Annotated in this window: 17 protein-coding genes and 1 tRNA gene; 11 read left to right on the plus strand and 7 right to left on the minus strand. The window is 40.6% G+C overall.

The features are described from left to right. Positions 1–150: 150 nt before the first annotated feature. The 3 genes from AB8618_RS02765 to pepA form a co-directional block, all read right to left on the minus strand. Positions 151–3,003, minus strand: coding sequence for a valine--tRNA ligase (locus tag AB8618_RS02765; RefSeq protein ID WP_413401313.1), 2,853 nt, complete (start codon positions 3,001–3,003; stop codon positions 151–153). 58 nt (positions 3,004–3,061) lie between these two features. Continuing rightward, positions 3,062–3,508, minus strand: coding sequence for a DNA polymerase III subunit chi (locus tag AB8618_RS02770; protein WP_008112488.1), 447 nt, complete (start codon positions 3,506–3,508; stop codon positions 3,062–3,064). Positions 3,509–3,680: 172 nt separating this feature from the next. Continuing rightward, on the minus strand, positions 3,681–5,192 hold the full coding sequence (pepA, locus tag AB8618_RS02775) for a leucyl aminopeptidase (RefSeq protein WP_054202239.1): 1,512 nt from the start codon (positions 5,190–5,192) through the stop codon (positions 3,681–3,683). Positions 5,193–5,499: 307 nt separating this feature from the next. Between pepA and lptF the strand changes: the two genes are divergently transcribed. Continuing rightward, positions 5,500–6,612, plus strand: a complete 1,113-nt coding sequence (lptF, locus tag AB8618_RS02780; protein ID WP_413402929.1) for an LPS export ABC transporter permease LptF — start codon at positions 5,500–5,502, stop codon at positions 6,610–6,612. Then, entirely contained in the window at positions 6,609–7,676 is a 1,068-nt protein-coding gene (gene lptG / locus AB8618_RS02785; RefSeq protein ID WP_008466816.1) for an LPS export ABC transporter permease LptG, read from the plus strand. The genes lptF and lptG overlap by 4 nt, the downstream gene beginning before the upstream one ends. 97 nt (positions 7,677–7,773) lie before the next feature. On the opposite strand, the gene AB8618_RS02790 is transcribed toward lptG, so the two are convergent. Beyond that, entirely contained in the window at positions 7,774–8,274 is a 501-nt protein-coding gene (locus AB8618_RS02790) for an RDD family protein (protein WP_138571397.1), read from the minus strand. A gap of 271 nt (positions 8,275–8,545) precedes the next feature. Between AB8618_RS02790 and AB8618_RS02795 the strand changes: the two genes are divergently transcribed. From AB8618_RS02795 to AB8618_RS02815, 5 genes are all read left to right on the plus strand, one after another. Next, positions 8,546–8,630, plus strand: a tRNA-Leu gene (locus AB8618_RS02795). A 319-nt stretch (positions 8,631–8,949) separates the two neighbouring features. Continuing rightward, complete coding sequence (locus tag AB8618_RS02800; protein WP_055012847.1) at positions 8,950–9,939, plus strand: fatty acid desaturase; 990 nt, start codon at positions 8,950–8,952, stop codon at positions 9,937–9,939. Between the two features lie 24 nt (positions 9,940–9,963). Then, the gene (locus AB8618_RS02805; protein WP_409424746.1) at positions 9,964–10,770 is read left to right on the plus strand and encodes a LuxR C-terminal-related transcriptional regulator; all 807 of its coding nucleotides are present in this window, start codon (positions 9,964–9,966) and stop codon (positions 10,768–10,770) included. Between the two features lie 84 nt (positions 10,771–10,854). Further along, complete coding sequence (tyrS, locus tag AB8618_RS02810) at positions 10,855–12,117, plus strand: tyrosine--tRNA ligase (protein WP_409424747.1); 1,263 nt, start codon at positions 10,855–10,857, stop codon at positions 12,115–12,117. A gap of 396 nt (positions 12,118–12,513) precedes the next feature. Next, positions 12,514–13,653, plus strand: coding sequence for a Na/Pi symporter (locus AB8618_RS02815; RefSeq protein WP_008114296.1), 1,140 nt, complete (start codon positions 12,514–12,516; stop codon positions 13,651–13,653). 56 nt (positions 13,654–13,709) lie between these two features. On the opposite strand, the gene AB8618_RS02820 is transcribed toward AB8618_RS02815, so the two are convergent. Together AB8618_RS02820 and AB8618_RS02825 are read right to left on the minus strand one after the other, a co-directional pair. Further along, positions 13,710–15,779 carry a TonB-dependent receptor gene (locus AB8618_RS02820; protein WP_413401314.1) on the minus strand — a complete coding sequence of 690 codons (2,070 nt, stop codon included), beginning with the start codon at positions 15,777–15,779 and terminating at the stop codon, positions 13,710–13,712. Positions 15,780–15,836: 57 nt separating this feature from the next. After that, the gene (locus AB8618_RS02825; protein ID WP_409424749.1) at positions 15,837–16,493 is read right to left on the minus strand and encodes a YoaK family protein; all 657 of its coding nucleotides are present in this window, start codon (positions 16,491–16,493) and stop codon (positions 15,837–15,839) included. 143 nt (positions 16,494–16,636) lie between these two features. Here AB8618_RS02825 and AB8618_RS02830 point away from each other — a divergent pair, with 143 nt between their 5' ends. From AB8618_RS02830 to AB8618_RS02845, 4 genes are all read left to right on the plus strand, one after another. Then, a complete protein-coding gene (locus AB8618_RS02830) occupies positions 16,637–16,885 on the plus strand; it encodes a TIGR03643 family protein (RefSeq protein ID WP_041708743.1) in 249 nt (82 codons plus the stop codon). 73 nt (positions 16,886–16,958) lie between these two features. After that, positions 16,959–17,342 carry a hypothetical protein gene (locus AB8618_RS02835; RefSeq protein WP_409424750.1) on the plus strand — a complete coding sequence of 128 codons (384 nt, stop codon included), beginning with the start codon at positions 16,959–16,961 and terminating at the stop codon, positions 17,340–17,342. Between the two features lie 9 nt (positions 17,343–17,351). Beyond that, on the plus strand, positions 17,352–18,431 hold the full coding sequence (locus AB8618_RS02840) for an endonuclease/exonuclease/phosphatase family protein (protein WP_138605234.1): 1,080 nt from the start codon (positions 17,352–17,354) through the stop codon (positions 18,429–18,431). 89 nt (positions 18,432–18,520) lie between these two features. Further along, entirely contained in the window at positions 18,521–19,057 is a 537-nt protein-coding gene (locus tag AB8618_RS02845) for a DUF924 family protein (protein WP_138605233.1), read from the plus strand. 71 nt (positions 19,058–19,128) lie between these two features. Here AB8618_RS02845 and AB8618_RS02850 read toward each other — a convergent pair whose 3' ends face one another. After that, positions 19,129–20,505: an NAD-dependent succinate-semialdehyde dehydrogenase gene (locus tag AB8618_RS02850; RefSeq protein WP_138605232.1), complete on the minus strand. Its 1,377-nt coding sequence runs from the start codon at positions 20,503–20,505 to the stop codon at positions 19,129–19,131. Positions 20,506–20,633: the final 128 nt, after the last annotated feature.

Here is a 20,633-nt window from a genome sequence, read left to right on the forward strand (position 1 = left end):
CTAGAACCTAGAACCTAGAGCCTAGAGCCTAGAGCCTAGAACCTAGAGTCTAGACACAAAAAAGCCGCTTACTTCAAATGAAGAAAGCGGCTTTTTTATACTTATAAATTAACTGATTACGAATGGCATAAGCCATTCGTACTGGTTTAATTATAAGCTTTCTATTTTAACTTTTTGCTCTAGTAGCTTAGTTTTAGCATCGGTAAATTCAGCTAGCTTAGCATTTTCTTTAGCAAGTACCGCTTCAGGTGCATTGTTAACAAACTTTTCGTTAGCCAGTTTATTTTGCACTTGCGCTAGGCCTTTCTCTGCTTTTTCAAGTTGCTTGTTGATACGTGCAAGTTCAGCTTCCACATCAATTAAGCCCGCCATTGGGATCATAATTTCAAGGTTGCCAACATAAGAGGTTGCACACGCTGGGGCATCGTCTTTGTTTTCAAGCAAAGTAAATGCTTCAAGCTTAGCAAGTGACGCTAAAAACGATTCATTTTCGTTAATACGGCGCACATCGTCGCTCGATGCATTGGCTAATAATACTGATAGCGGCTTGCTTGGGCTGATATCCATTTCACCACGAATATTACGAATCGCTAAAATGAATTGCTTAACCCACTCTAAGTCATCCATCGCTTTAGCATCAACACTTGCTGCGTTATAAACAGGGAAGCCTTGAACCATAATGCTAGTGCCTGTTGTTTCAAGCCCTGCAAGTGGTGCTACACGTTGCCAAATCGTTTCTGTAATGTATGGCATCATTGGGTGCATTAAACGTAATAAGCTTTCAAGTACGGTAATAAGTGTATGACGTGTACCACGTTGCTGAGCTTCACTGCCTTTAAATAGTACCGGCTTAGTAAGTTCTAAGTACCAATCACAGAACTGGTTCCAGGTGAATTCATACAGCGTATTCGCGGCTAAATCAAAACGGTAGTTATCAAGGTGCTCGGTGTAGGTTTTAACCGTGCCTTCATATTGACCTAGAATCCAACGATCAGCTAACGAGTACTGTTTTTCACTGTCGTTAAAACCACAATCTTGCTCTTCTGTGTTCATTAATACGTAACGGCTCGCGTTCCATAATTTGTTACAGAAGTTACGGTAGCCTTCAAGGCGGTTCATATCCCAGTTTATATCACGACCAGTTGAAGCCATGGCTGCTAAGGTAAAGCGTAGTGCGTCGGTACCGTGTGCTTCAATACCGTTTGCAAATACTTTGCGGGTATCTTTTTCAATTTTAGCGGCAAGTTTAGGCTGCATCATGTTACCAGTACGCTTTTGTACTAAGTCTTCAAGGCCAATGCCGTCAATCATGTCTAGTGGGTCAAGTACGTTACCTTTAGACTTCGACATTTTATCGCCGTTATCATCACGTATTAAGCCAGTTACATACACGGTTTTAAATGGAACTTGTGGTTTGCCATTTTCATCTTTTATAAAGTGCAGCGTCATCATGATCATACGTGCAACCCAGAAGAAAATGATATCAAAACCGGTTACCAACACGTCAGATGGGTGGAAGGTTTTTAAGTCATCAGTATTTTCTGGCCAACCTTGGGTTGAGAAGGTCCACAGTGCTGATGAGAACCAAGTATCAAGAACGTCTTCGTCTTGGCTTAGTGCTACGCTATCTGCAATATTGTTGTCGCGGCGTACTTCTGCTTCATCACGACCAACGTATACGTTGCCTTCGCTATCGTACCAAGCTGGAATACGGTGACCCCACCAAAGCTGGCGTGAAATACACCAATCTTGTACGTCGTTCATCCACGAAAAGTACATGTTTTCGTATTGCTTAGGTACAAATTGGATGTCGCCGTTTTTAACTGCGTCTTTTGCAGGTTCAGCAAGTGGTGCAACACGTACATACCATTGGTCAGTAAGTAGTGGTTCAATAACAACACCAGAGCGGTCACCGTAAGGAACGGTTAGGCCATGGTCTTCAATTTTTTCAAGTAGGCCTAGCTCTTCAAATTCAGCAATAATCGCTTTACGTGCGTCAAAACGGTCCAGGCCATGTAAGCGCTCAGGAATTGGCGCATCAAATTCAAGTTCTTTACCATCAAAGGTGTATGTTTCACCTTGGGTTAAAATAGCCGCGTCTTTGTCGAAGATATTAATCATCGGCATCTTGTGGCGCTTACCAACTTCGTTATCGTTAAAGTCGTGCGCAGGGGTTATTTTTACACAGCCCGTACCTTTGTCTTTATCGGCATGTTCATCGGCAACAATTTTAATACGACGATTAACAATCGGTAGTAAAATCTCTTTACCGATTAGGTCTTGGTAGCGCTCGTCATCTGGGTTTACTGCCACACCTGAGTCACCCAGCATTGTTTCTGGGCGCGTAGTGGCTACAACAATATAGTCTTTACCGTCTTGCGTTTTTACGCCATCAGCCAGTGGGTAACGTAAGTTCCACATATGGCCTTGTTTGTCTTTGTTTTCTACTTCAAGATCAGAAATCGCAGTGTGTAACTTTGGATCCCAGTTTACTAGGCGTTTACCACGGTAAATTAGGTTTTCTTTATGAAGGCGTACAAATACTTCTTTAACAGCTTCTGATAGGCCATCGTCCATAGTAAAACGTTCACGGTCCCAATCAACAGAAGCACCTAAGCGGCGAAGTTGTTTAGTGATTGTGCCACCAGACTCGTTTTTCCATTCCCAAATTTTATCGATAAATGTATCACGGCCTAAATCGTGGCGTGTTTTACCCTCTTCTGCCGCAAGCTTTCGCTCTACTAGCATTTGCGTGGCAATACCTGCGTGGTCAGTACCTACTTGCCATAATGTATTGTTACCTTGCATACGTTTAAAGCGCGTTAAGGTATCCATGATGGTATCTTGGAAAGCGTGGCCCATGTGTAAGCTACCCGTGACATTTGGCGGCGGGATCATAATTGAATATGGGGTGCCTTGGCCAGATGGCTTAAAGTAGCCTTTTTGTTCCCAGTCTTGATATAGAGACTGTTCAATATCTTGCGGATTGTAGGTTTTATCCATTACACAGAACCTTAAATAAGTACTTAAATGAGTTAGTTAGCTTTGTACGCAGTGAGCGTTAGCGATTAATATCTTGCGTGGTGATATTGGCACCGAGTTGGCGTAGTTTTTTAAAGCGCTCACGAGCGGCTTGTTTGGCTACGGGCTCTACGGGTACAAAATCAAAAACTTGGTTAAACCGACGAATAAAATCCGGTAAGTGATTGGCCAAGTTAATTAATACTTTACGATTACCAACAGGTGGTGTTGTGCCAATTTCTACAGGTGCGCCGCCTTTTGGGCCTTCACCTTGTAAATTGTGGGGCACAAAACTGTCGGCATCAAATGTCCAAATAGTTTCGTCAATGCTGTTGGCGGTTGCTTCGCTGTCTACAAAAATAAATACGCGTTGACCAAGCCGATACTGTTGCCCAGCTATTTGAGCTGCTAAAGCAAAGTGATCATCGGCTTTAGCTAATGACTCATCTTGTTGCTTTAAAATGAAAAACTGGGCATTCATGTTCATTGTATCGGGATTTCCCATGACATTGATTGTGCTGTTATTAAATACACACAAATTAAGAAGGGGATTTTGCCATATAACGGGGTTTGCTTCAATTAATACCCAATAAATAAGGCGCTTTAAAAGCGCCTTATTTTATACTCTATATTGGGCTGTGAAGCCTTTTACAGGTTTGTTAGTCCTGGGTTGCTTCGCTAATGCCTGCTCGGTTTAATAAATACTGAGTTAGCATAGGTACAGGGCGACCCGTTGCGCCTTTTTTAGCGCCGCTGCGCCATGCCGTACCGGCAATATCTAAATGAGCCCAGTTATACTTTTTAGTAAATTTAGATAAGAAACAGGCCGCAGTAATAGTACCTGCAGCTCGGCCACCTAAGTTAGTAAAGTCGGCAAATGGGCTTTCTAGTTGATCTTGATAATCATCCCATAATGGCAGTTGCCATGCACGATCGCCACTTTGCTCCGACGCTTTTAATAAATCATGTGCCAGTGGATTATGGTTTGCTAATAAACCCGTAGCATGGGCACCTAAAGCAACAATACACGCACCGGTTAATGTTGCCACATCAATCACGGTTTCTGGTTCAAAACGCTCAACATAGGTTAGCGCGTCACATAACACTAAACGGCCTTCGGCATCAGTATTAAGTACTTCAACCGTTTGCCCAGACATAGTGGTTAAAATATCACCTGGGCGATAGGCGTTTGAGCTTGGCATGTTTTCACAACCGGCTAAAACGCCAATTACGTTTATAGGTAGCTGCATTTGTGCAAGCGAGCGCATGGCACCAATAACACCAGCAGCACCACCCATGTCGTATTTCATTTCATCCATGCCTTCGCCTGGTTTTAATGAAATGCCGCCTGAGTCAAAGGTTAAGCCTTTACCAACTAATACGATAGGCGCTTGGTCATCGCCTGCGCCTTTGTAGTTAATTACCGACATAACCGATTCGTTATCACTACCACGACCAACTGCTAGGTATGAGTTCATACCTAGTTCTGCCATTTTATCTTCGCCAATCAGCTCAACAGTGATGTTGTCAAAATTAGTCTCAAGTTCTTTGGCTTGCTCGCCGAGATACGCTGGATTACAAATATTAGGCGGCATATTGGCAACGTCTTTGCACAATTTGCTACCAGCAGCAATCGCTAGGCCATGCTCAATGGCACTTTCACCTATAGTCAGTTCGCGGCGCGTAGGAACGTTAAATACCATTTTTCGCAGTGGACGACGAGGATCTACTTTCTTGCTTTTTAGCTGATTGAAGGTGTATAAACAGTCTTGGGTTGTTTCTACCGCTTGACGCACTTTCCAATAGGTATCACGGCCTTTAACGTGTTGCTCAGTTAAAAAGCACACTGCTTCCATCGAGCCTGTTTCATTTAAGGTGTTGATAGTTTTTGAAATAATTTGTTTATATTGTTTATCGTCTAGTTCGCGTTCTTTACCGCAGCCAACGAGTAGAATACGTTCGCTTAAAATATTAGGTACATGGTGTAATAGTAATACTTGCCCTGGCTTACCTTCTAAGTCGCCACGGCGTAATAAATTTGAGATATAACCATCGCTGATTTTATCAAGTTGTTCACCAATGGGGGATAACCTGCGTGGTTCGTATACGCCAACAACAATACATGCACTGCGTTGTTTTTCTGGGCTACCACTTTTTACGTTGAATTCCATTGTCACTCCTGATTTTGAGTCATCTATAGAAGCTAAGTTGGGACTAAAAATGTGTTTTCTAGTCTTTTTACCTAAATTTTTAGGTCTAGCGCTAATATTAGTAGATTTTACTCGACTCTTACTGTGTATTTGAACTTTATATGCTTAAGGGTTACTAATGCAACATTATATCGTGATGTTAGGTAGGATAATTAATATTGATGGCTTATAATATGTGCTTAATACTCATTTAAAATGAGTGAATTAACTAGTTCACTCATTGTTTTTTATTACTAAATTGAAATTCCATGTTTAACAGGGGCGAATGTTGCTAATTTTCCGTTATTTGACCACTGAGGTTTTAAAATCGCAGGTCGCCGTATTTTTAACTTTAATGACCATATTTTTGTCGCAAAAGTTTGTTGTCATTCTTGGTGATGCCTCAGAAGGTAGTATCCCAGCAAAGCTTGTGTTTGCCATGATTGCGCTTAAATTGCCGCAGTTGGCATCGTTAATTTTGCCTCTGAGCTTATTTTTAGGAATTATTTTAGCTTACAGCCGGATTTACGCCGACAGTGAAATGACAGTACTTAAAGCCTGTGGCGTGAGTGAGTGGTATGTAGTGCGTATTACGCTAATTTCAAGTGTCATTTTAGCGTTGTTGGCCGCGGTACTTACTTTGTATATTGCACCGTGGGCAAGCGAACAAGAATATCAACTTAAAGAGCAAGCCAAGGCTGATGCTGGTTTATCTGCACTTCGAGCTGGACGTTTTCAACAAACCGGTAACGAAAAAGCCGTGGTGTTTATTCATAATATTGAAAATGGCGGCAAAGAGCTCAACAAAGTTTTTGTGGCACAACTACCCGATAGTGAAAAAAGTGACCTAGCGCGTTTAGTTTATGCAGAGCAGGGCGTTGTTATTGAAGCGCAAAATGGTGAACAGCAGTTAGTGCTCACTGATGGTAAGCGCTATGAAACTGACGGCGAAGCGCCTTCACTTAACTTAACTGAGTTTGATGGTTACAGCGTACAAATTCGCGAGCAAGAAATAGAACATCAACGTCGTAAGTTAGAAGCCGTGCCAACTCGTGAATTAATAGCCATTAACACTCCAGAAGCAATTGCACAGTGGCAATGGCGTTTAGCTATTCCGTTATCTATCCCATTATTAACTTTACTAGCAGTACCCCTGAGCGTTGTTAATCCACGCCAAGGTAAATTTGCTAAATTAGTGCCCGCTTTGAGCTTATATTTAGGGTATTTCATTTTACTCAACGCGGCTAAGTTTGCGGTAGAAGATGGGAAAATTCCGCCCTCTATTGGCCTATGGTGGATTCACCTAAGTGCATTATTTATAGGTAGTTTATTAATTATTAAAGGCCGCCCATTAGGTGTTTGGCTGAAGGCTGTCGTGACTAAACGGGAGCAACACATATGATGAAAACGCTTGATTGGTATTTAGGCCGTAGCATTATGCAAACCACTGGATTTGCACTAATGGTGTTGGTGGGGATCAGTACTTTAATAAAATTTATAGAGCAACTTAAATCGGTTGGCCGTGGTAGTTACGATATTATGACCGCCTTGCTATATACCATTTATAGTATGCCCGGCGATTTAGTGGTGTTTTTCCCAATGGCAGCACTTATTGGTGGCTTAACTGGGTTAGGCGCTTTAGCTTCTAATAGTGAGTTGGTAGTAATGCAAGCCGCGGGTATGTCGCGTTTACAAATCATTGGCTCGGTAATGAAAACCGCAATTTTTATGGCGCTGTGCGTAATGGCGCTAGGTGAGTGGGGGGCGCCCGCTGCTCAGCTGCACGCCAAAGAAATGCGTAACCAAGCTATTCATGGCGGGGATGTATTTAATGCACAAAAAGGCGTGTGGGCTAAAGATGGCAGTAACTTTATTAATATTGAAGATGTTGACCAAAATGGCATGCTGCGCGGCGTAAATATGTACCACTTTGATAAGTCGTTGCAACTTACACAAATTACTAAAGCAAAAGAAGCAGTAGGGCGTGATAATGGCTGGCTACTGCGCGATGTGAACAAAGTATTGATCAGTGAAGAGCTAATTACCACGGAGCAAGTTACTGAAGAGTTTTACTCATCTCAGCTGACCGGTGAAAAACTTGGCGTGGTTTCAGTAAAACCAGAGTCACTGTCATTTTCAGGATTGTGGTCATATTTAGCTTATTTACAGCAAAATGAGCAAGATACAAGTACCTATGATTTAGCACTATGGCGTAAATTAATGCAGCCAGTGTCTATTGCTGTGATGTTGTTGGTTGCCTTATCGTTTATATTTGGTCCGCTGCGAACCGTAACTATGGGGGCACGAATTATCATGGGAGTGGTAACGGGGATAGTGTTTCACTTAACTAATGAGATATTTGGCCCTGTGGTAATGGTATATCAAATCCCAGCCATTGTAGGCGCCGTTCTACCGAGCATTTTATTTACTGGGTTTGCAGCTTATTTGATGAATAAGCGGGTGTAGCTAGACTTAAAGCTTAAATAAAAAACGCGGCCTTTTTTAAAAGTGCCGCGTTTTTTATGCTTTAGCTTGAGGTTATACCAATTCACTAGATTAAGTATTAATCTAGTTCGCGATACACGCGTTTATTTTCTTCTTTGGTGAGCGTAACCACTTCGGTTTTTGATAAGTAATCTTGTAGTGCTTTTTTATTTTTAAAGTCGACTAATACCACTAAATTTCCTAAACCAAGTAATGCGCTGATACTGCGGATAATAGCTTGTGGCCAGCTAATTAAACTTCCTTGGTTGGTTTGTACTTTTAAGCGCCATGCTCGCATACCAATTGTTTGCCCACTTTTCGTCCAAAAATAACCAAAAAATACCAAGCCAACAAGCACCAGCAGCGAGCTACGAATACCAGAAAGTAATAGTGAATCTTGAATACGTGCAGATACATCTTCAGCGCCATTGAGGGCAATAACATCAAGGGAAATAAGTCCTTGGATAGCAAATAAATACAATACCACCGTTAGCATCGCAAAAGCGATAATAGCTAATGTGTCGTACACCAATGACGCAAAACGACGCCAAAACCCTGCTCGTGGAAACTCAGCCGACATAAATATACTCTCACTGTTAATGTGCGCGATAGTTTAGCAAATAAGCCGCTAAATACTACCTATTACGCTATGTGCTTAACCAGCTATTGGTTCAAATGTTAATGGTTGCCTAAATGTTAAGCGGTCGATCACGCTTAATACATAAAACGCTTGCCGCTTTGCTCATTGTTTGTATAATGCTAGGCAATGAGATGGAAGAGGGTACATAATCTTTCACTCTTAAGTGGTTTTTCTTTATCTTCTCGTGTTTAGAAGGTTAAAGAAAAATGATGCCAGCGTGATGAAATTGGTATACATGGGGGATTCAAAATCCCCTGCCGCAAGGCGTGCCGGTTCAAGTCCGGCCGCTGGTACCACTTTTTATAGCCCCGACCAAATTGGTTGGGGTTTTTTTATGCCTAAGATTTGAGTCGCCGGATTTTAATTACAAAAAATGTGTCCAACATTGCTACTTTTATAAGCAGTAGGTTTTGATCTAAACTTGGCCTGTAAACGTTTTGGTTTACCTAACCTTAACCTCTGCTTGAGATAGGTTTCTTATCCAGAACTAAGGTTAGATAGTAAACACAGGCCTGACTTTAATCGTATTTTTCATTGATACGGGTGTGCTAAGTTATGCAATGTGTTTTGACTCGGGTATTATATACCTCAACCTCTTGTTGCGAATAAAACATCATGACTCAACTAACCGCAAAACAGAATATTCAAGCCATTGTAAAAGCGATTAAGGCTGAAGAAGCCTTACTGCGTAAAAAACACCCGCTATTAATGCATCAAAATACCTTAGGAATGGCTATTTTATTACTTTCTTTGAGTGCATTAATCGGAATTGGCACGCTGTATTATTTTGCTATTATTCCCGCTTGGCTATGCATTATTTTAGCGGCCATTGCTACCTCAATTTCCCATGAGCTTGAGCATGACTTAATCCACAAACAGTACTTTAGCAACCAACCATTTTTGCATAATTTTATGATGTTAACCGTGTGGCTGATGCGTCCTAATACCATAAGCCCATGGTACCGTCGCAAGATGCATTTACATCATCACAAAACGTCGGGTACTGAGCAAGATTTAGAAGAGCGTTTGGTAGGTAATGGTATTAAAAATCCGTTTTTACGTGCCTTGGTAATTGTTGATGGATTACTCGGTTTATTAATTAATGCAAAACGTTTTAGTAAAGAAATTAATGGGTTTAGCTTCTTTAAAGTGTTTAATGCAGGTTTTCCCATTACTACTGCGTATTTCGCCATTTTATATAGCGTAATTGTGTTTCACTTAGTTAATTTGTTCACTCCACTGGCTGCTAATTCACCTGTATTGCTGCTTGATGCAATGAATGTGTTTGAATTTCTAATGGTGGTGCTGATTGTGCCTAATATTGTACGTTCGAGCTCCCTTAATTTTGTTACTTCAAGTATGCATTATTACGGCGGTGTTAATAATATGCTTGAACAAACTCACGTCATCACCAGCCGTTTGTTTATGCCATTTAATTTATTTTGCTTTAACTTTGGGCATACTCATACTATTCATCATTTTGTGCCGAATCAGCCGTTTTATTTACGACAAATGATCAGTAAAAAAATCCTTGAAGTGATGCGCCAACACGGCGTGCGTTTTAATGATTTTGCCAGTATTAAGCAAGCAAACTTGTATCAGTGATACTCAGTGTAAAATGGCATCATAATGCAGTCGGACTCGCAGCAGCAATTAACTCAGCAAGATGCGTTAGCGCAATGTGTACAAGCTATAAAGGGGACCAGTTTTGCGCAAAAGCTGGTTAATTACATTGCCCTTATTGTTGAGTTTGATTGTGCGGTTGTATTGGCTTGCAGAGTAAATAAGCATCCCATTTATTTATTCGATTCTATCGAGAAACAGCGTGAACTTTTATTTCAGCGCTACCTTACTAACTCGTTTGTAAACGACCCTTTTTATACTGAACTGATTAGTAAAGCTGAGGAAGGAGTATTTCGGCTCGCTGATATAGCTCGTTATCAAGATGAACTGACCTTTAAGGCATATCAACAGCAGTTTTATACTCACACTGACTGGACTGATGAGCTAAGTATTTGTACTAATATAGGTAACGGTCGCTCGATTGTTATTTACCTTGGTTTATTATCCAATAACCAGCGCTTTAGTGCGTTGCAAAAGCAGCAATTAATAGCACATTTTAATTTAATAAAAGCACTGTGTAGCCAACATTGGGGTAGCCAAAAATTACTATTAAATCAATTTAATAGTTCAGTTACTGGGCAGCTTATAGAAAATGCCCTCACATCATTTGCTAACCAACAACTCACTCAACGAGAGCATCAGGTTGCTTGTCTAATTGTGCAAGGTTGCGACTCCGCAGATATTGCTTCTCAGCTTGGGATCGCCCTAGGTACAGTTAAAAACCATCGTAAACGTATATATGCACAGTTAAACGTTGCTTCACTGAGTGAATTCTTCCGACTGTTTTTAAACCATTTAATGCTGACAAAATAAAGCGCGTTTATGTCCCTTTAGGGATATAGTGCACATCGCTGAGTTTAATTAGTATTTTTCTTATAGATAATTTTGAGAAATACGATGACAGCACATTTACTTAGCGACATTATGCAGCGTGGTTTAGTCTCTCAAGTGAGTAATATTGAGCAATTAACCCATAAGCTTAAAACTCCACAGGTGGTTTACTGTGGCTTCGATCCTACCGCAGGTAGCTTACACATAGGGCACTTAGTACCATTAATAATGCTAAAGCGTTTTATGGATGCAGGGCATCAAGGTGTGGCATTAATTGGGGGTGCTACAGGGTTGATTGGTGACCCGAGTTTTAAAGTCACTGAGCGTAGCCTAAATACTAAACAAACGGTGTCACAATGGGTGACAGCGCTTGCAAACCAAGTTGAAAGTGTACTTGGTCCGCATTTAAACAAGCCACTGCAGATAAAAAATAACGCTGACTGGTTTAGCTGTATTGATGTATTAGACTTTTTTCGTGATGTAGGTAAACACTTTTCAATTAATACCATGATCAACCGTGAGTCAGTAAAACAACGTTTGCAACGTCCAGAGCAAGGGTTGTCGTTTACTGAATTTAGTTACTCCTTATTGCAGTCGTATGACTTTGCAAAGCTCAATAGTGAGTTAAATTGTACTTTGCAGATAGGCGGTAACGATCAGTGGGGTAATATTGTCAGTGGAATTGATTTAACCCGCCGTTTAAACCAGCAAACAGTGTTTGGTTTAACACTGCCACTTATTACTAAGTCAGATGGTACAAAATTTGGAAAAACTGAGGGCGGTGCTATTTGGCTCGACCCTAAAAAAACCTCGCCGTATCGCTTTTATCAGTTTTGGTTAAATTGTGAAGATGCTGATGTGTATAACTTTTTGCGTTTTTATACTTTTTTATCAGTTAAAGAAATTGAGGCCATAGAAGCAAACGATAAGATAAGCGGCCAAAAGCCTCAAGCACAGCGCATTTTAGCTGAGCAATTAACCCGTTTTGTTCATGCTGAAGAAGGCTTGGCAAGTGCGCAGCGTATCACTGAGTTGTTATTTAATGGACAAGTACAAACCTTAAATTTAAATGATTTAGCACAATTAGAACAAGACGGCTTACCAGTAATAACCCTTACTGAAATTAATATAACCACCTCCGCGCTATTGGTTCTCAGTGGTTTAGCAAACTCTAAGCGTGCCGCAAGAGAACTGATAGCTGCAAACGCAGTAAAAATTAATGGTGAAACAATTTCGGCTGATCATAGTCAGTTAAATTTGGCATTGCATCAACGTTTTTGGTTAATACAGCGAGGTAAAAAACAATTTAGGTTAATTAAACTCAATTGAATTTCCCTCTAATGGTGATTTTTTATGTGGTTTTAGGGGTTATTCTTAATCCAAACTACTTGAGTTTTTTAAAAGTCTTCATTGTTTTTTCTCATTACAATAACGGTAATTAATAATTTAATTGCCGTTATTAATGTGTTTTGTAGGCATTTGTAAATCACTGTGAAATGCTAAGTTAAAAGTAACTTTTTTAAGTGGCTGATAATAAAGTAACTTTGCTATCTGTTTTTAATAGCGCTGTGCGCACGAGTTGTTTCTTTGTATTAATCTCTTTACTCACTCAAGCACGTTAATCGAATTGAAATATTTCTGTAATATTTAGGTGTTCTAATGCGCTCTGAAACAAAAACGTCATCAAAATGCCATAATCGGCAAGACAAAAATTGAGATTTAAACATGAGTGAATCAAAGCGCAATACGCTATTAATAAAAACGCTTAACTGGGCTGCTATCGCCTTTTTAGTTTATTTAGTCCTAGTAGCCGTTGGTACTGTCAGTGGTGGTTTTAAATTAGCGTCGGGCGGTACTGAGGGAGCAAAAGAAATTTTTGCATTCGCAACCAACCCGTTTATCGCATTATTATTAGGTGCTTTGGCAACGGCTTTAGTGCAATCGTCATCAACGGTTACCTCAGTAATAGTGGGCCTTGTTGCTGGCGGCTTACCGTTAAGTATTGCGATTCCAATGGTAATGGGCGCAAATATTGGTACGACTATTACTAACACCTTAGTGTCTATTGGTCATATTCGCTCTAAAGAAGAGTTTCAACGTGCGTTTGCAGCATCAACGGTTCATGATTTCTTTAATTTATTTGCCGTTATTATATTTTTACCGCTTGAGATAATGTTTGGTTTGCTGCAAAAAATGTCCGCTGCTCTGTCGCACCTATTTATTGGTGATGCTGACTTATCATTAAAGAGCTACAACTTTATTAAACCACTTGTTAAACCAGCTGTGGGTGTAATAAAAGACGCATTTAGCTTCCTAGACACAAAAATGCTAGGTGCAGCGATGGTTATAGCAGGTATTTGTTTGATTTTATTTGCCGTAACTACATTAGGTAAACTACTTAAAAAAGCATTGGTTGGCACTGCAAAAGATATACTGCATGGTGCAATTGGGCGCGGGCCTATCGCGGGTATCACATCAGGTGCGGCGGTAACAGTTATGGTTCAGTCGTCGTCAACCACAACGAGTTTAATGATCCCACTTGCTGGAAGTGGTGTGTTTACTACACGTCAAATCTATCCATTTACGCTAGGCGCTAATATTGGTACAACCATTACCGCTTTATTAGCTGCCACATCAATTACAGGGCCTATGGCTGAAGTGGCGCTAACGATTGCTTTAGTACACGTTATGTTTAATGTATTTGCGGTTGCACTAATTTACGGAATTCCTGTACTACGTGAAATTCCGCTTAAGTTAGCCGAAAAGCTAGCCGAAATTGGTACAAAAAATAAATCAGCTGCATTAGGCTATGTGTTAGGGTCATTCTTTGTGGTGCCAGGTTTAATTGTACTGGCCGTTAGATAAGCAAATAGATGAATAAAAAGAATGCGCTATATAGCTTATATAGCGCATTTTTTGTTTTACCATTGGTAACTTACAGACAGCATGGCATTACGCGGTTTTCCTGGGAAGTAACGATCGCCAGTAAAACTAGTGTAATCGGCGCGCTGTGCGTAAGCCGTGTTGGTTAGATTTATTATTCGCGCACTGAGTAATAATTGTGGGCTTATTTGCCATTGGCCGCGCAAGCTTAAAATATCGTGGCCTTGATATTCATGTAAGTTTTCAGGGTCGGTAAAGTAGCGACTCACATAGTGCCATTGCAGAGCAAGACTAACATGCTCGTTGGCTTGCCAGTTAAAATCGATATTAGCGACCTTTCGAGGTGCGGTATCAATATCGTTACCTTTAATATTAATACTGCCGATGATTTGCTCATTCGAATACGTATGCTTGGCATAAGTGCCTGCGAAGTTAACCGATAAGTGCTGATTAAAGCTATGCGCTAACTCAAGCTCAATGCCGCGATGTCGAGTTTGGCCGTCATTAACAGTAAAAAAGTCACTGTCACGGTAGATGGTATTGTGCTTGCTCATCGCATAAGCCGACAAACCGTAGCGAGTATTGTTGTACACCCCTTTAATACCTAACTCAGCATTATTTGCTATTTCTGCGTCTAAGTCGGCAGTACTTTGCTCGCGTTGTAATTGGTAAAGCTCAGCTGCTTGTGGGGCTCTATAGCCTCTTGAAAAGTTAGCGTATAATGTATTGTTAATATTAAGCTGATAGCTCACACCGAGTTTTGGCGAAAGATTACTAAAGCTGTTTTTAGTGCTCTCGGGGCGACTATAACGACAGCCACCAAAACCACATTCACTGCCATTTTCTTTTGTACGCCCTGTAAGCATATTGTTTTGATAGTCATATTGCATATGTTCATAACGTACACCTGCGGTTATAAGCCAATTATTTAGCTGCCAATCAATAGCGGCAAATGGGGCATATAAGGTGGCATCAACTTTGTAATCGTAATGTTTACCTTGCGGTACTGTGGCTACTAAAAACGCAGAACCTTGGATCGGTTTATCTTGGGTTTGTAAAAAATCGGCTTGGGTAAACTCACCATCAAAACCAAGCTTTAAGTTGGTATTGTCGTTCACATAATGCTGATAAAGCGATTGTAGACCAAACCCAGTTTGGCTATTTTTTTCAAGTGGTGTGCCGGGTAAAAAGTGTTTAAAAAAGTCCATGCTTTGGTCACGAATATAAGGAGTAACAACTAGAGTGTTCTCTCCTAATTGCCAGCTAGCTTTACTCCAAGCCCTAAGCGAGCGAGCTTTTCTAAAGGCGTCGGGATCAAAGTTTTGCTGTGCTATATCTTCATCTTTATAGCTTTGAAAACCGCTAATATAACCAGCAGTTTGTTGATCTAAATTAGTATACGTAAGCCCAGAAACTAAGCTTAAGTTGTTATTATTATAGCGATGGCGCACATTTATTTTTTGTTGCTTTACGCTTTCATCATCTCGATAACCGCTATCATCCGTAAAACTAGCATTAATACCTAGGCCTGAATTATCCATGGCATGGCCGGCACGTAATTTATAGCGAGCATAACCATAAGAGCCATAATCAAAGCCTAGTAAACCACCATCCTGCGTAGTATCAGGGGTAATAACGTTAATTACACCATGCACTGCATTAGAACCATAAAGTGCAGAACCTGGGCCTTTTAATACTTCAATACGCTCTGCCATTTCGCTATGCGCTTCGAATAGTTCATTGATATTACAAAAACCCGCTGCACGAAGGGCTATACCATCTTCAGCAGTTAAAACACCACCACAAGCGCCCGTACCAGAAAGTACTTGCGAGCGCAGAGCCGGTAAATACTCTTGGCCATTTCCACGTTGCACATTGGCACCTGCAACGCGTTGCAGCGCTTCTTCTACGTGGGTAGGAGCTATAAGTTCAAGCTGTGATTCACTTAATACACTGATCACTAAGGGTAATGGCGTGGATAATGCTTCACTACGTGATGCTGTGGTAGTGATACGTTCAATTGATTGTGCGGTATCTTCAGCACACGCACTATTAACTAAACCTAACTGACTGCATAACAACAAAGGGGGTAAATAGTAATATTTCATAAATTCCTAGCACAATGGCAATTTGATAAGTTCAGGGTAGGGGATTTTGTGAATTGGTTAAAGCACACTCAACCTATAAACCCGATAAGTAATCGATAAAACAATACAAAAAATACCCGGAAAAACTAAAGTAAGCACTGAGTAATGTTTAAATAGTAATACACCTATTATTCCGCCGGCTAAAAACCCGGCAATAATTAATACAAAGACCAAGCATTTTCTATTGTCAAAAGCTTCGCCTTTTAGGGCTTTACCAAACATCAAACCCAGATCGGTAAAAATACCGGTTAAGTGAGTGGTTCGCACAACTGCGCCGCTGTAGTTAGTGGCTAAAGCATTTTGTAAGCCGCAGGCCGCAGAAGCAAGTGTAAGTGCGTAAGGGTAAGAATATTGAAGTAGCTGTGCGCTTAACAGCAGTAAAATACCCTCAATAAATAAGAGCGTATCGTAATGGCGGCCTAGCTTAAGTGAACCGCCTGAAAGCATTAAGCCTGTTAATGCCGAGCCAAATATAAAACTCAGTACAATCGCAATTAAAAATAACGCCGCCTTGATGTTGGTAGTAAGTTCAATAGCTAATGAAGTCACCGACCCTGAAACGTGAGAAATTGCTTGCTGTTCAAACCCTAATAAACCTACTGCGTTTACCATACCGGCAATAAAAGCGAGGGTAAACGCACCATATTCGACCCACTTAGGTAGTTTTGTAAACATCCTTTTAGCTCCGGTTTCAGTGTGTAGATTAATCATACACTTAATTAAAGTTAATAAATGAAAAGAGGTTATATTTTTAACATCACAAGCAAGTGATGATCGCTAAATTTAACTTTTGCGTATTAACCAAATTTGGAATTAATATGTTTAACCAAGAACAGCAATCACGCATTATAGAAATGGCATGGGAAGACAGAACGCCATTTGAAGCTATTGAAAATCTGTATGGGCTAAATTACTCTCAATTAGTTAATTTTATGCGGGAGCATATCTCTAGCGGCTCATTTAAAGTATGGCGTAAGCGCCATGCTGGGCGTAAAACTAAACACCTAAAGTTACGCGACCCCGCGATTATGCGCAGTCATTGTAAAACACAGTACAAGCAACGTTAATTTTTCTCATTTCATGTAATGTTCAGGCTTAGCCGTTAATACTCTTCAGTAATGATCACACTGGAGAATCGCCATGAAATCACTAATCAGTATTTTAGTAATGGTTTTTGCGCTAACGGCAACAAACGCATTTGCTGTACCACACAAAGACAAACATGCAGGCAAGCATGCGAATAAACACGCAAACAGGCATCACTGGAAAAAGCAAAAATATAACCAATACCATAATAAAAAATGGCTTTCTAAGAAACAAGCCAAGCAGTTAATTCGTCAAGGGTGGACTCCACCAGGGTGGCACAGATCTTATCATCAAGGTGATATCCTTGGGCATGACATTTATAAGCGTGCTAGAGTAATAGACCGAGAAAGAGACACTGTACGAGTTGAAGTTGATCGCACTATTATTCACTTAGTGCACGACACTCGTGAAATACTCTCTATTTTACAGCGCTATTAGGATTTATAAATGCTCACCGTATTGGTCATAGTTACTGGCTTGTTGTTGTTAATAACGTTATTACCCCTGTCATACAGTCAGCATTACTTGATACGTAGTTGCGACTTTGTGCGCTTGCAGGTGTGCTACCTAGCAAGCGCTGTAATTATCGTGGCACTAATAGGTATGTGGCAAAGCGACTTTATTACATACTCATTAATAGCGGCTGTTGCTTTAATTATCTGTGCGCTTCAAGCTAAGTGGATTTATCCCTACACTTGGTTTGCTAAAAAAGAAGTATTAACAGCGCCAAAAAGTAGTGATCATAGCATCAGAATTTTATCCGCTAATGTACTGATGTCGAATCGACATAGTGAGCAGTTAATTAACTTAGTCGATAAATATCAGCCCGATTTACTCATCACTTTAGAAAGCGATAGTTGGTGGCAAGATAAATTGTCCGTGCTTAAAAAAAACTACCCTTATCAAGTACAGTGCCCAAAAGATAACCGCTACGGCATGCATGTATTTAGTAAATTTAACATACTCGATGCACAAATTTGTGCACTTATAGAAGATGACATTCCTTCTATTCATATTTTATTTGAAAACCACCAAGGGTTAAAAATGCAGGGGCATTTTATTCATCCCGCGCCACCAAGCCCAACCGAAGAAGATTCATCACGTCCACGCGATAGCGAATTAATAATGGTGGCTAAAGCCCTTAAAGGTTCAACTCGCCCTACGATAGTCGCTGGCGATTTAAATGATGTTGCTTGGTCACGCAGTACTCGTTTATTTATGCAAATTAGTGGATTTTTAGACCCCCGTAAAGGCCGTGGTTTTTTTAATACTTTTCATGCTAATTACTTTTTTATGCGTTGGCCGCTTGATCATTTATTTCACTCAAAAGGCTTTAGTGTAAAACGAATAAAGCGCCTTGCTAAATATGGCTCCGATCATTTTGCCTTATTAACCGAATTGGTATTTGAAGATGCTAATCAGCAATCCCTAGAAACAAAACCAAGCGAGCAAAAGCAGCAAGATATACAAGAGCTGGCAATGAGCAAAGCAGATAAACGCAAAGTACCTATGTTTGAAAAGGGCTAGGTATAGTACAGATATTAGGTTAAAGGTTTTAGACGAAGTTTTTTGTAGCAAACTATTTGGTTTAGCGTTAATTAACAAAGAGATTCATTATGTTTAATAAAATTATCGACTTTTGGTTTACCGAGCTTGAGCCTAAACAGTGGTGGCAAAAAGACGATGGGCTTGATGCACAAATTAAAACTCGTTTTGGTAAATTGCATCATCAAGCAAGTGTAAATGAGTTATTTGATTGGCGTGAAAGCGCGATAGGTAGTCTTGCGGAAATTATTGTGCTTGATCAGTTCTCACGTAATATTTACCGTGAAAAGCCCGCAGCATTTGCCTGTGATGCATTAGCTCTAGCGTTAGCGCAAACCGCTATTGCGAAAGGGTTTGATAAGGAATTGACGGATGAGCAACGCGTATTTTTGTATATGCCTTTTATGCACAGCGAATCAAAGCTAATTCATAAGGAAGCAGTGAAGTTATATAAAGCGTTAGGTATTCAAAATAACTTAGATTTTGAGTATCAGCATAAGGCGATTATCGATAGATTTAATCGTTATCCGCATCGTAATAAGATACTGGGGCGGGATTCTACCAAAGAAGAGCTTGAATTTTTAAAGCAGCCTAACTCAGGTTTTTAAATTTATTAGACAAAAAAACACCACGCTTGCGACAAGCGCGGTGCTTAATTTTACTAACCTGATACCTGATATTAGCTGTGAATCATGATGCTTTTAACATTCACAAATTCGCGAATCCCAAAGCCACCATGCTCTCGGCCATAACCGCTGTCTTTAACACCACCAAATGGTAGGTTTGGTTGTGCCAAACCATAGCCATTAATATTGATCATGCCGGTGTCAAAATACTTTTTGGCCAGTTCAATGGCTTTCTTCTCATCTTTTGAAAATATACCGCCGCCTAGTCCATAGCGCGAATCATTAGCGATACGCATAGCGTCGTCGTTATCTTTGGCTTTAATTAAAGATGCGACAGGACCAAATAGCTCATCGTCATACGCAGGCATACCCGGTTTAAGGTTTTCCAGCACGGTTGGGGGGTAGTAATAACCTGTTTTTTGCGGTATTTCGCCGCCTACAAGTACTTTTGCACCTGCATTGACAGAGTCTTGTACTTGCTGATGAATTTTATCGCGTAAATCTTCGCGTGCCATAGGACCTAGTTCAGTATCTTCATCCATTGGGTCGCCCATTTTTATCGCCTTAAACTGCTGGCTTAGTGCTTCTTTGAAGTCATTGTAGAGTGAATCAACCACCACAAAGCGCTTCGCGGCAACACAGGTTTGGCCGTTATTAATAATACGTCCTTGTAAACATGCTTTAACTGCAAGGGCTAAATCAGCGTCGTCAAGTACCACAAAAGCATCGTTACTACCCAGTTCTAGCACGGTTTTTTTAACATGCTTGGCAGCTTGCTCTGCCACTTTTTTACCTGTGCCATCACTTCCAGTAAAGGTTACGCCACTAATCGCTGAGTGTGAAATAAGGGCGCTGGCAGTTTTACCATCAACCAGTAAGTTGCTAAAGCAGTGTTCAGGAAAGCCTGCTTGTAAAAATAGCGTTTCAATTTTCTCAGCCATACCAAATACATTACCGGCGTGTTTTAATACCGTGGTATTACCCGCCATAATGTTTGCGGCACTGTATCTAATAACCTGATAAAGTGGGAAGTTCCACGGCTGAATACCCAGCAGTACGCCGGTAGGGCGATAGCTTATTATTGCACGACCGCCTTGCATGTCGCGCTCCTCGTCGCTAAGCATATCGGCGCCATGTTCAGCGGTATAACGACAAATGTCAGCACAAAGCTGAACTTCTTGGAAGCCTTGCTCATAGACTTTACCCATTTCTTCGGTCATTAGTTTTGCTAAGGCTTCTTTTTGACTTTCAAATAAAGAGGCTAATTTATTTAGATGTTGTGCGCGCTCGGTAAACGAGGTTAATCGCCATGTTAAGTATGTTTCATGAGATTTTTCGATCACTTGCTCTGCTTGAGCTTGAGAAAGCAGTGTATAGCTATTAATGACTTGCTCTGTTGCGGGATTGATCGTATCAACTGTGTTACTCATTTTACCTCCTAACAAATTATGTAATAGGGTAGGTGCAAAACCAAAGCCAGTTAGTTTCTCGATATTAAAAAAATCATAACTACCTGTTAGTAATAGTTTTTACATTACTTATGACTAAAATCTAGATG

It is taken from the genome of Pseudoalteromonas sp. RW-H-Ap-1 (genome assembly GCF_048318575.1).
GTDB lineage: Bacteria > Pseudomonadota > Gammaproteobacteria > Enterobacterales > Alteromonadaceae > Pseudoalteromonas.

What these genes read in the sequence shown, in the direction of transcription:
- AB8618_RS02845 (WP_138605233.1), top strand. Translation starts at nt 18,521, where the DNA reads ATGTTTAATAAAATTATCGACTTTTGGTTTACCGAGCTTGAGCCTAAA.
- tyrS (WP_409424747.1), top strand. Translation starts at nt 10,855, where the DNA reads ATGACAGCACATTTACTTAGCGACATTATGCAGCGTGGTTTAGTCTCT.
- AB8618_RS02770 (WP_008112488.1), bottom strand. Translation starts at nt 3,508, where the DNA reads ATGAACATGAATGCCCAGTTTTTCATTTTAAAGCAACAAGATGAGTCA.
- AB8618_RS02840 (WP_138605234.1), top strand. Translation starts at nt 17,352, where the DNA reads ATGCTCACCGTATTGGTCATAGTTACTGGCTTGTTGTTGTTAATAACG.
- lptG (WP_008466816.1), top strand. Translation starts at nt 6,609, where the DNA reads ATGATGAAAACGCTTGATTGGTATTTAGGCCGTAGCATTATGCAAACC.
- AB8618_RS02835 (WP_409424750.1), top strand. Translation starts at nt 16,959, where the DNA reads ATGAAATCACTAATCAGTATTTTAGTAATGGTTTTTGCGCTAACGGCA.
- AB8618_RS02830 (WP_041708743.1), top strand. Translation starts at nt 16,637, where the DNA reads ATGTTTAACCAAGAACAGCAATCACGCATTATAGAAATGGCATGGGAA.
- AB8618_RS02790 (WP_138571397.1), bottom strand. Translation starts at nt 8,274, where the DNA reads ATGTCGGCTGAGTTTCCACGAGCAGGGTTTTGGCGTCGTTTTGCGTCA.
- AB8618_RS02850 (WP_138605232.1), bottom strand. Translation starts at nt 20,505, where the DNA reads ATGAGTAACACAGTTGATACGATCAATCCCGCAACAGAGCAAGTCATT.
- AB8618_RS02805 (WP_409424746.1), top strand. Translation starts at nt 9,964, where the DNA reads ATGCAGTCGGACTCGCAGCAGCAATTAACTCAGCAAGATGCGTTAGCG.
- AB8618_RS02765 (WP_413401313.1), bottom strand. Translation starts at nt 3,003, where the DNA reads ATGGATAAAACCTACAATCCGCAAGATATTGAACAGTCTCTATATCAA.
- AB8618_RS02800 (WP_055012847.1), top strand. Translation starts at nt 8,950, where the DNA reads ATGACTCAACTAACCGCAAAACAGAATATTCAAGCCATTGTAAAAGCG.
- AB8618_RS02825 (WP_409424749.1), bottom strand. Translation starts at nt 16,493, where the DNA reads ATGTTTACAAAACTACCTAAGTGGGTCGAATATGGTGCGTTTACCCTC.
- AB8618_RS02815 (WP_008114296.1), top strand. Translation starts at nt 12,514, where the DNA reads ATGAGTGAATCAAAGCGCAATACGCTATTAATAAAAACGCTTAACTGG.
- pepA (WP_054202239.1), bottom strand. Translation starts at nt 5,192, where the DNA reads ATGGAATTCAACGTAAAAAGTGGTAGCCCAGAAAAACAACGCAGTGCA.
- AB8618_RS02820 (WP_413401314.1), bottom strand. Translation starts at nt 15,779, where the DNA reads ATGAAATATTACTATTTACCCCCTTTGTTGTTATGCAGTCAGTTAGGT.